Origin of the sequence: Flagellimonas allohymeniacidonis (assembly GCF_004296335.1) — a bacterium.
In the GTDB taxonomy this organism is placed as follows: Bacteria; Bacteroidota; Bacteroidia; order Flavobacteriales; family Flavobacteriaceae; genus Flagellimonas; species Flagellimonas allohymeniacidonis.
Window position 1 is genome coordinate 1672656 of sequence record NZ_SGIU01000002.1, and the last position, 7773, is coordinate 1680428.

Consider the following 7773-nt stretch of genomic DNA (forward strand, 5'->3'; position numbering starts at 1 on the left):
AATAGAATCGTTAAAGAAATTACTTTTCTTCAAAGCCTAGGCTAATTGGGTTCAAATATGATAATTATACCATCATTTTTAACATTTTACTATGGGTATGCCTTGTATTTTTTGGAATATTAAGTTTTTATTAAGATTTTAGCCGCTGACTAATTCAAAAATTCAATTAAATGAGATCAAAGATTACTTTGATGCTCGCATCTTTGATGATGCTTTGCGTCAATTTCTCTTTTGGACAGGAGAAAACGATTTCGGGTAATGTGACCGACCAAAACGGTCTTCCTTTACCTGGAGTGGCCGTTGTCATAGTTGGAACGACAACGGGAACACAAACCGATTTTGATGGCAATTATACTATTTCTGCCAGCGAAGGCCAGGTTTTGCGCTTTAGCTACCTAGGTCAAAGAACGGTCGATAGAACAGTTGGAGCTTCCGATGTTCTAAATGTGCAAATGCAGGAGGATGCCGAAGCCTTGGAAGAGGTGGTCGTCGTCGGTTACGGTAACCAAGAGGAGAAAAAAATAATCCAGAACGTGGGTATCGTAAAGCAGGAGGCCATTGAGAACCTTCAGGTGGTTTCTGCCGATCAGTTGCTCCAAGGACAGTCCGCGGGTACACAGATCGTTAACTCTTCTGGTGTACTTGGTGCTGCAGCGGTGATTCGGGTAAGGGGTGTGAACTCCATCAACTCCGGTAGCCAGCCGCTTATCGTTATTGACGGGGTGCCTATTACGGATACAGCAGGAAATACCTTGAACCAAGGTGGTAATACAGGTATCAACCCGCTATCCTATGTGAACCCGAACGATATCGAGTCGCTTACCGTACTTAAGGATGCAGGTGCGACCTCCATCTACGGAGCAAGGGGTGCAAACGGGGTAATCCTTATTACTACTAAAAGAGGTAGAAAAGGGGAAAAGACCACTGTGACCCTTGATGTAAACACGCAATTCACACAATCAACTGATGTGCCGGACATTTTGACTGCGGACGAGTTCCGTCAGTTCAAGTCGGAGGTGGCCACCATTCAGAATGGTGCTACAGTAACTCCTGAAGACCTTGGCCTAGGTGCCATTGGTTCCGGAGGTACAGATTGGTTGTCTGGTGTACAACGAACCGGGGTGTCCCAAAACTACAACCTCGGGGTTCGTGGGGGTAGCGAAAAAACCTCTTTCTTCTTCGGTCTTGATTATCAAGATAGAGAAGGCTTTATTATCGGTAACGACCAACAGAGAGCTGGTGCACGTATCAACATCGATACACAGGTAACTGACTGGTTGAAGGCCGGTATGAACTTGGGTATAACCAATAACAGATTGAACAGAATTGGTGTTGAGAACAACATCAACGCACCTTTCACCACAGCTTTCTTGCAGAGTCCCGTTGTACCAGCATTTGATGACGATGGCAACTTTGTACAGTCGGGATCCTTTATCCCGAACATCTTTGCCAGAGTTGCATTGGATACTAGAGAATTGAAGACTTTCCGTGTCATCGGAAATGCCTTTACAGAGGTGACTCCTTTCCCAGGATTCACATGGAGGTCTGAATTCGGTATGGACAAGTTGACCTTGGAGGAGTTTGTTAGGAATGCGGATTTCAACTCCCCTGGTGGTGCTGCTCAGCAGATCTTCGTGAACGAGGACCGTTGGTTGACCAACCAGACCTTGAACTATGCCAATACCTTTAACGATGACCATAACTTGACAGTTCTTGTCGGTCTCAACTACGAGGAGACCTTGCGTACAAGATCTAATGTGGCATCAACAGGCTTCTTGACCGATGATTTGAGAAACCTTGGTTCCGGTTCAACACCTACCGTATTGAACGGTGACCGTTTCCCATCAAGATACTACGGTCTGTTCTCAAGGGTATCCTACGATTACAAAGGAAAATACCTTGTGGAAGGGTCGGTAAGACGTGACGGTTCATCACGATTTGGTGCGAACAACCGTTTCGGATATTTCTGGTCTGCAGCTGCAGGTTGGATCATCTCTGAGGAGTCTTTCCTAGAGGACGTGAGCTTCTTGGATTATTTGTCCTTGAGAGCAAGTATCGGAACCGTGGGTAACGACCGTTTGGGAACCTTCCCATCCTTGGGTCTGTTCAATGCTGGTCCCATTGGGGATTACAACGGACAGTCTGGGGTTGTTCCAGATCAACCAGAAAATCCAGATTTGAAATGGGAAGAGAGTGAGACCTTGGATATCGGTATCAAATCCACTTGGTTGAACGGAAGGATCAACTTCAACGCTTCCTACTTCAAGAAGACGACAAGCGATCTTCTTTTGAACCAAACACTTCCTCCTCTTACCGGATTTGTTTCCATCAGTAGAAACATCGGTGAGTTGGAGAACACAGGTCTTGAGTTCGAGTTGAGCACCATCAACGTGAGCTCAGAGAACTTCGAGTGGAGAACAAGCTTCAACTTGACCACCATCGATAATAAGGTGACAAGATTGAACGAGGATGCCGCCACCGATGCACAGGGAAGAAGAATCATCGACGGTCCAATCCAAAGGGCCATCGAGGGCGAACCGCTCAACAACTTCTTCTTGATCCGTTATGTTGGTGTGAACCCGCAGACCGGTGATGCCGAGTGGTTGGATGTTGATGGAAACATCACAACAAACCCAGGTTCTGCCGATCGCGTTGTGACAGGTAGCCCGATTCCAGATTTCTCTGGGGGTATGACCAACACCTTTAAGATTTTTGATTTTGACCTTTCCGTATTGATGAACTATTCTTACGGGAACGATGTTGTGATCGATGGTCTACGATTTGCGGATGGTAACGACGCCATCGGTGGTATCGTGAACATCAGGAGACAGAACTTGAACTTCTGGAGGCAGCCAGGTGACAATGCGTTCCTGCCAAGTCCTACAAGTTCTACGTTCAACCTGTTCAACCAGCGTTCTACACAACAGCAATTGGACGCTTCATACTTGAGGGTGAAGAACGTTACTTTAGGCTACAGCCTACCGGAGAAAGCTTTGGAGCGTTTGGGCAACATCTTCAGTGGTGTTAGGTTCTATGCCACTGCGACCAACTTGTTCACCATCAAGGCAGACGAGATGGATGGAATTGACCCAGAGGTGACCGATGACATCGACCCATTGTTCCAAGGGGAATCTTTCTTTACTGCTCCTCAGGCGCAGACATATTCATTCGGAGCAAGGTTAACATTTTAATAAAAGATAGCATGAAAACGATAAAAGTATTAGCATTGATTCTAGGTCTGGGCGTGTTTATATCATGTGAGGACCAGTTGAACGTGGTACCGGAGGACAATGTGGCCTCGAACACGGTATTCGGTAGTCTTGCCACTATCAATGGTGCTGCTGTGGGTGTCTACAGTTTGAACCAGAGTGGTGACTTGAACGGTAACCCACAGTTGATGGGTGATTTTATGGCGGACGATGTGAACTTCGTTGGAAGTTTCCCGTCCCTACAGGAAATTGATCAATTTGAGACCTTGGCAACCAATGCCTCAATTGACAATATTTGGTTTGATGGTTATCAGCTTATCGGAGCGGCCAACAACGTTATCGTGAACTTGCCGGAGGTAAGTGTGGATGATGTTACCGGTCTGACCGAGGCGACCAAGGCACAATTGGTGGCGGAATGCAAATTCCTTAGAGCTTTGACCTATTTTACTATGGTAAATGTATTCGCTCAGCCCTTCCAATTTTCTGGGGGAAGCAACTTAGGCGTGCCTATTGTGACCCAGCCATTTGCGGGGGGTGACATCACTGAGTTCCAATTGGAGCGATCCACCGTGAACGAGGTACATGCCTTCATCGAGCAGGATCTTTTGGATGCCATTGCAGTATTGCCGGAAGACAATGGCGTTCGCGCCGAGGCAGGATCTGCAAGGGCCCTTTTGGCGAGATTGTATCTTTATAGGGAGCAATTCAATGATGCGGCTAATTTTGCCAATCAGGTGATTACTTCAGGAGAGTACTCATTGGTTGATAATTATAATTCTTTCTATAACGATGGGGAAACATCTGCAGAGAACATCTTCGTAGCGGTCAACACGCCCAGTGACGGACCTCAAGAGGAAACGGGTTCCGATGAGGTTTATGTAACATTCTACAACCCTGCACCAGGGGGAAGGGGAGATGCACCTTTCAGTGCTGATCTTTTGGCCGATTTTGGTTTTGCCGTGGGTGATACAATTACTGATGATAGAAGATTTGATGATTTATCCCAACCTGCTACTGATGCAGGGGGTAACGCAACTTTCTTTACGCTTAAATATCCCGATGTTGTAAACAATGCATCCAATGGTCCTATTCTTAGGATTACAGAGATGTATTTGATTCGTGCTGAGGCAAACCTTAGAGGGGGCTTGAGCGTAGGTCCAAATACACCATTGGCCGATATCAATCTCTTGAGAACCCGTGCGGGTCTTCCAGATTTATTATCTGTTGATTTGGACGGTATATTGACCGAGAGAAGAAAGGAGCTTTGTTTTGAAGGACACCGAAGAATGGACCTTTTGAGAAACAACAGGAACCTAAGGCCTGGAGGTGGAGCTGTATCCGCTCCCGGGGCAAACAAGGTGATTTTCCCGATTGTTGACAACGAGATTGTGAACAACCCGAACATCACACAGAACCCTGGAAACTTCTAGGAGTTTGAAATAAATCTTTTAAAAACTGCCAAAACATATGTTTTGGCAGTTTTTTTTGTTTTTATACCTTTCGAAACCTTAACTTTAATGGTATGAGAAGAATAGTTTTAGTTGCAGCGTTTTTATTTTCACTGGTTGGTTTTGCGCAGATTGCTAACCCAAACCAAGATAGTTTTAATGAGTTGGCGTTTTTTGTTGGTATCAACAATTCCATATACGACGATGCGAAGGGGTCTAGATATTTAAATGATGAGTTTCTTCCGGCTAAGATCAATAATCTTGACAAGGTCTATCCGGTACGTTTTAATGTTGTGGAAAATACCATCGAAGTAAAAAATGATGATGGTACCGTTATGTCTTTGGACAAGTCCATGAACTACATAGTACGCTTAATGGATGGGTCCTACAAATTTTATGAAGACAACACCTATATCACTGAAAATGGAAGAAAGGAAAAGTCCTTTTTTGAAAAAATTCACAGATCGGAAAATTATGAGCTTTTCTTAAAGGAAAGAATAAAGTTTATTCCAAAAAAACCTTCTAAAAGTAGTTACGAGCCCGAAGTGCCAGCTAAGTTTCAGAAACAGGAGGACAAATATTATGTCAAGCAGTTAGACACTGAATCAGGAGACCTCATTGAAATACCCCAAAAGAAAAAGGCATTTTTGAAAAAATTCAAAGAAGGCGATGGTGCTTTTGACAGTTTTGTCAAAAAAGCAAAGTCCAAATTCAATAACAAGGAAGATTTAGTAAAAGTATTGGATGCCTACTATGGCACTACTCCACAGTAGTCTTAATACCGGCTTAAATTTTGGGGGATTACGTTAAATGTCCATTCTGCTTTGCCCAAAAGCTATACCTTTATTTCTTTATTCCCGAAGAATGCGATTTTTATTTCTAATTTTTCTTCTTTTTTCATTCTTACCGAGCCATGCACAGGAAGATTCTATAGCAAAACCTAAGCAGGGAGATAGCATACGCCAGATTCCACCTCAATTTAGAGAGCAGAACAATAAAGACGAAAACGAGGATCAGATTACTATTCGAGATTATAAGATAATATCTTATGCCCGAGACACTACCTTTCTTGATACAACACTTACTATTCAGAAGGAGTACAAATACAATTTTCTTAGGAAGGACGATTTTGAGCAGATGCCATTTTCAAATGTTGGGAGGCCCTATAACTCTCTGGGAGTGTACTTTTCCAACAGGAAATTCTATCCAAGACTAGGTGCTTTGGCTCGCAACTCCAATTATTTTGAGATAGAGGATATATACTATTATAATGTGGCCACCCCAATGTCAGATTTAATGTTCAAGACCACATTGGAACAGGGTCAGTTGTTAGATGCGCTTGTGGCCTTCAACATTACGCCGAGATTGAATATCGCCTTGGCGTTTAAAGGATTTAGGTCTTTGGGTAAGTATCGTTTTGATCAAGTAAGTTCAGGCAATTTCCGGGCAAGCTTTAACTATCAAACTAAGAATGATCTATATGCCGTCAGGGGACATTTTGCTGGTCAGGACTTAGAATCTGAGGAAAACGGAGGGTTATTGAATAGAGAACAATTTGAAGGAGGCACTGAGGATTTTACAGATAGATTCCGAATTGATGTGCGATATACCAATGCCAACAATAGAATTCAGGGGAAACGCTACTACTTTGATCAACAGTTAAAACTATTAGGGCGAAAGCGAGATTCCATTGCCAAACTTACTTCTCTGGCATTAAATCATGAATTCGCCTATGAAACAAAATTCTATCAATTCATACAAACCAATGCCGAACCCGCTTTCGGGCAAAATCCATTGGAAACTCCAATTGATGACCGCGCTCGATTAAAAACGATGTTCAACAGGGTTTCTTTGGACTTTTCGAACCCTACTTTGGGAAAGGTAAATTTTGGAGCAAGTCACTACAGATATGACTATTTCTTCAACAGCATCTTGCAAACAGATGAGGGTACGATCTCAAATCAATTGGATGGGGATGAAATTTCTGTTGGAGGTTCTTATCACAAGAAGTTTGGTCGATTGACCTTGGACGCTGATATTAACTATAACCTATCAGGAGACCTTACCGGAAATATGTTGAATGCGTCGGCACGCTACCAGTTAAACAATCATATTGCTATATTCGGAGGAGTTCATGTTTCTTCAAGGGCGCCAAACTTTAACTACTTGCTTTATCAAAGTGGGTATCGAAATTTTAACTGGCAGAATGATCAGATATTCCAAAAAGAACAGATCCAAACCATCAAGTTTGGGATTGATTCCAAGTATTTGGGGCGTCTAGAAGCAGAATACAGTGCATTGGACAACTATACCTACTTCGCTTCTACCATAACCCAAGATCAAATTGATGCCGGGGAATTGGAGACGGCTTTTGTCAGACCATTTCAAGAAGGAGGCACAATCAATCATTTGAGGGTAAAATATTTCAAGGAGTTTAAATGGAGAAAATGGGCTTTGGCCAATACGCTATTGTATCAAGATGTCACGCAGGATAATCAGGTATTGAATGTACCTCAATTTGTGACCAGAAATACATTTTACTTTTCTTCTGATGTGTTTAAGAAAGCTATGTTTATACAAACCGGAGTTACTTTCAAATACTTCACCTCCTATAATATGAATGCATATCATCCTTTGTTGGGGGAATTCTATTTGCAGAATGGGGAAGAATTTGGCGCATTTCCTATGTTGGATTTCTTTATTAATGCAAAGGTTAGACAGACAAGGATTTATTTAAAAGCGGAACATTTTAATTCTTCGTTTTCTGAGCCTGTGTTTTACTCCGCTCCAAACTATCCCTATCGGGATTTTGTGATTCGTTTCGGCTTAGTTTGGAATTTCTTTTCTTAAAAAAATACTAAGGGTAGCTGGCGATTGGCTGAAAAACAAATGTTTACGGACTTGTTGTTTGGGGAGTCAAAAAAATAGTCTGAAACGATTTGCTGAGTTAAAATATCGTATGTATATTTGCACCCGCTTTGCCGGTGAAAGCTGGATGATTGCGGGATAAAAAGGGGCCCTATAGGGGTTTCTTTTTTGAGAGAAGTTCATTGAACATATTGGTATAGACAGCGTAAACAAAGAGAAAGAAAGACCATTTTGGTGCCGGGCAGATC

The 7773-nt window shown here is 42.9% G+C and carries 4 protein-coding genes; all 4 read left to right on the plus strand.

What is annotated here, in order from left to right; translation table 11 throughout:
* Positions 1-170 precede the first annotated feature (170 nt).
* The 4 genes from EW142_RS16055 to EW142_RS16070 all read left to right on the plus strand — a co-directional run bounded on the left by EW142_RS16055 (position 171) and on the right by EW142_RS16070 (position 7507).
* Positions 171-3191 carry a SusC/RagA family TonB-linked outer membrane protein gene (locus EW142_RS16055; RefSeq protein ID WP_130615618.1) on the plus strand — a complete coding sequence of 1007 codons (3021 nt, stop codon included), beginning with the start codon at positions 171-173 and terminating at the stop codon, positions 3189-3191.
* Positions 3192-3202: 11 nt separating this feature from the next.
* A complete protein-coding gene (locus EW142_RS16060; RefSeq protein ID WP_130615620.1) occupies positions 3203-4639 on the plus strand; it encodes a RagB/SusD family nutrient uptake outer membrane protein in 1437 nt (478 codons plus the stop codon).
* Positions 4640-4731: 92 nt separating this feature from the next.
* Complete coding sequence (locus EW142_RS16065) at positions 4732-5430, plus strand: hypothetical protein (protein WP_130615622.1); 699 nt, start codon at positions 4732-4734, stop codon at positions 5428-5430.
* Positions 5431-5521: 91 nt separating this feature from the next.
* Positions 5522-7507 (plus strand): putative porin, encoded by a 1986-nt coding sequence (locus EW142_RS16070; RefSeq protein ID WP_130615624.1) that lies wholly within the window; start codon positions 5522-5524, stop codon positions 7505-7507.
* The last annotated feature ends 266 nt before the right edge of the window (positions 7508-7773 follow it).